Below are 3,967 nucleotides of genomic sequence, written 5' to 3'. Positions count from 1 at the left end.
CGTGACGACGTGTCCCTCAGCAAGGACGGACTTGAGCAGCGTCAGGGACTCTGGCTCGCGCTCGGCCATGCATCTCAGCAGATGGCCGGTTGTGAGGAGATTGACCTGGTGAAAGCTTTCCAGTTCCCGTCGCAGCCCGACGCCCAGCGTTGTTTCCGCCGTCAGTGTGAGATCGACGAGATAAGCCTGGACCGGATAAAAGTACTCACGGGATTCGGTGAGCAGATCGAATCCTCGCTGAAGCTGTTCGCGGGCTTCGTCTGCCTTGCCCATCACGGCAGCCGCTGCCGCTTTGAGAACACTCTCGCGAAAGCGGATTTCATCCAGATTACTCATGTAGCGGAGCTGGCGCGTCATGAGCTCCACTTGAAGGTAGGCGAAACCCAGGGCGACGAAGTCGTCCACAACATCTTTCGAAATTCCCTCGAGAAGTCCCGATACCGCTTGTTCAATCGCTTGCCAGAGACCAGGCAGGTTCTTGAACCGCCGGATGACAATAACCTGGTCGGCGGGCAGGTCTGCCAACCAGGTGCTGGGGAGATTCTTTTCGGAACATTCGGGGATGATGATCAGGGCCTGATCCGGCGCGAGTGGTGGGTCATAGGCCCGCTCCCAGCGCGGGAGCATCTGCGTTCGGTGCAGCAGAACCGGATGGAAGAGGCCACACCATCCTGCGAGAATCTCCTCGGACTCGTCGTCATTTCTGCTGACCTGAAAATCTTCGAGGCTGTAGCACGGCAGAAGGATGATGGTTTGTTCGATATTCGGCATGATTCTCCTGCCACACGGCGAAAGGTCACAATCACCTGTTTGGAAGGACAGAATACCTCCAATATACACAAATCAGTCGCGCCAGGTTGACTGCCCCACAAATACAGGGCCGCTCATCCGCACGTGACTTGAGGAGATTGCCAACGGATCATCGTCGTTGGGAGTACGGGTGGCGGACGGCTTTCTGGAAGACATGCAGGATAAAATACTGCGGTATACTTGGCCGGCAATGCCGACACCGGGTGGGGGAAGTACTCACGGGTTGCGTCGAAATGGCGGTCAGGTCAATCCAGCCAGTCGCCGTCTCGCAATCGTTGTGGGGCATAGACCTCGGTGACGTAGCTGATGTCCTTGGAAATGAGGGCTTCCACCTCGAGCTTGAAGCCGTTGTCGAGAAGTTTCTTGATCTCGTCCTGCCAGGCCTTCTTATGCTTGAACCAGGGATATTCCATGATTTGCTTGGCTCGTTTGCGGTCCGCTTCGGTGAGGGCGATCGTGACAGACTCTGAAAGGCCGCAGCGCTCGAAGTCAAAAGATCGCAGCCCAAGGAACCGTGCTTCTGGAATGGCCATGCGCTGAGACTCGTAGGCCAGATTGATCGACCCCTGCTTGATCACGCTGTAAATGTAATACCCCCAGGGGTCGTTATCCAAAAGGCAGTAGACCGGCAGCCCCAGCTCATAGTGGAGCCGGTGCAGCAACCGCCGAACACCACGGGGCGGTTGTCCCATACCGTGTGTGAGAATGCATTTGTGTTTTTTCCAGAACTTGTCCTCGTTGAAGCGCCGCCAAACGGTGTCTTTTTCAACGTGGAGGACAAATTTCGCGTTGCATTTGACGAACTGAATGACATTGGGTTCCACAATCGACGGAATCGCATACCCGCCCGAACCCATGCGGGTACAGTCGATTTCGTCTCCGCTGTCCACAATGGTGATTTCTCCCACCATGGCCCCCCGGTTCGTGGCATACACGTGCAATTCTTCCCGAAGGGCGTTCAGGGTGACTTCGACGTCTTCAATAATTGGGTCGCATTCTTCCTGTGTGGCGAATGTTTCCTCCTTGGTCCCCTCGATGGTGTGCTTGAGAAGGTAAAACAATCCACGGATGCTGGTCGTCTTTCCCTGCTCGATCAGGCGCTTGCAGCCGCTGGCCACGAGCATTGTCTGCATGTAACTCTTGGCCTGGGCAAGGTTGAAAAGATGACGACGGTTCTTGGCCTTGCCCATCTCGATGAAGCGCTTCTTCTTGTTGAAATAGACGTTCGAGAGTGTCCGCGCGGGGATGTCGATATAGGGGTCTTTGCGGGCTTTCGCGGCCTGAATGACGTGATCCGCGAGGGACTGGATCCGTTCCAGAGTCCGCTGATCCCGTTCGTCCAGGGCCACCGCCGTTGCGGTAGTTTGTTCTTCCTGATTGGCCTTTCTTCTCTTTTTCGCCATGGGACTCACCGTTTATGTCATTGAGGTTGCGTCACACGGATTTTCTGTTTTCACGGTCCGTTGATTCTTTTAATGTACGTGCGAAAAAAGAACCGGAAAAGGCCGACTTTCCGCCACCCTTTCCGGCTTGGGATCGGTGAACAAAAATATCGTGTCCCTCAAAAACGAGCGCCCTGCCATTTGACCGGGTACAGCGCAGACGTTCACCACCGGCCCACAAACAGCGGCGCAACGGCGTTCAAATTCAGGTGTCGATGCCCAGGGCCGATCAGGCTTCTTCGATGACCGACCAGCCGAGCTTGTCCGCCAGCGCGAAGACCGCCTCTTTGAGGTCCCCGTACACCGTCACACGGTGCCAGCCCCAGGCGTCCCACTGGGTGAACAATTTCTCGATGTCGCCCACGGGTTCGCCGCACAATTTTGTGCGGCAGGCGCGGTCATCGAGGGAATTTCCAACGCTCTTGGCCTGATGGAAGAGGATTTGCTTGCGCTCCGGTGCCAGTTCGACGGTGGTTGTCATGTAACCTTCGGGCATGAGCGATCGCACGGAAGCTCCCTGACGATCCTCGGAGTGGGTGAGGATCTGGAACGGATTGGCCGGGCCGTTAGGGCCGAACACCTTATTGGAGGCAACGCAATGGGCGTAGATTATCTGTCGCTTGGCCGTGTCGATCACGGGATCGGAGATGAAGCCTGGTCGTCCCTGCGTCATGGCGGTCATGACCACCATCGTGATCGTCGATCGCAGGTCGCACTCGCAGGCACCGATCAAACCGCTGTTGTTAAGCTCGTGATATCCCAAACAGGGATAGGCGTGGATATGGCCGCCATAAAAGCCGCCCAGGCAATTGATCGTGATTGCGTTGGCACCGTGAGCCTGCAAAAGGGCCTTTTCCGCCAGATACATGGCCGCGGACTGTTCCAGGGTTTCGCGAGAAACACCTTCGATCAGGGCGGCTGTCTTTTGCCATCGATCGGCGATCTCCCGGGCCTCGTCTTTGTCTGCGGTTTCCCAGGCTTTGTTCAGCTCCTCAAAAGGCACCGGAATGACGGGCACACCCAGCTCTTTTTGAATGGCGTCGGAGATCCCCGGCCAACCACCCCCCACGGCGAGAATTTTGGCTTCTTTGACGACCTTGAGCGTGTCCTCCGGTGAAAGTGGGTTCACGGAATCCGGCAGAGATGTCAGATCGCCACGGGCCGGAGTTCTCTCGCGCCGGATCTTGGTCACCGCGGCGACAAAATCGGCTGTCGAACCACCGTTTTTTACAATTCGGAAACACCGAGCAGCCGCCACGTGGTCGTCCATGTTGGATGACGCCACGAACGCCACATTCGGCTTGTTCTGGCGAAGGAAACTCGCCGTGTACACGAGGAAACCGCCGCTCCCTCCGAACTGGAAGTCAACATAGAGCACCGGCTTGCCCGTGTCGGCAATCGTCTGTACAACACGGTTCCAGCAATTCATCTGGTAAACAATGTAACCGTCGGGCGGATTCGCCTTGTCTTCCTCGACGATCTTCGCGGCCGCTTCCGGACCGTTGGCCATGGCCGGGAGGAAGTCCGTATCCGGACAGCCATTCTTGAGTGTTTGTTCAATTCGAGCCATGACCGGTCGAAAGTCGAAGCCCTTATTGGGCCAGTCGGGACCTTCCTGGACAGGACCGTGGAGAGCGAAAATCAGTTTGTCCAACCCGTGCGATTCCCCAGGATGCCATCCCGTGCACATTTGACGGGTCACAACGTCGATCCGG

General features: G+C 56.7%; 2 protein-coding genes and 1 pseudogene. All 3 read right to left on the bottom strand.

Annotation, left to right across the window (positions count from 1 at the left end; all coding sequences use genetic code 11):
• Nucleotides 1–771, bottom strand: a pseudogene (locus tag H5U08_RS12165) (hypothetical protein); the annotation flags it as partial.
• Between the two features lie 284 nt (nt 772–1,055).
• Nucleotides 1,056–2,213, bottom strand: a complete 1,158-nt coding sequence (locus H5U08_RS12160) for a DNA topoisomerase IV subunit A (RefSeq protein ID WP_297033381.1) — start codon at nt 2,211–2,213, stop codon at nt 1,056–1,058.
• 268 nt (nt 2,214–2,481) lie between these two features.
• Nucleotides 2,482–3,967 (bottom strand): hypothetical protein (locus tag H5U08_RS12155; protein ID WP_297033378.1); only part of this gene is annotated, 1,486 nt, incomplete at its 5' end.

The sequence above is a fragment of the Thermogutta sp. genome (assembly GCF_014359955.1).
GTDB lineage: Bacteria > Planctomycetota > Planctomycetia > Pirellulales > Thermoguttaceae > Thermogutta.
Note: the sequence above shows the minus strand (reverse complement) of the source record. Positions and strands in the feature narration are given on the sequence as shown.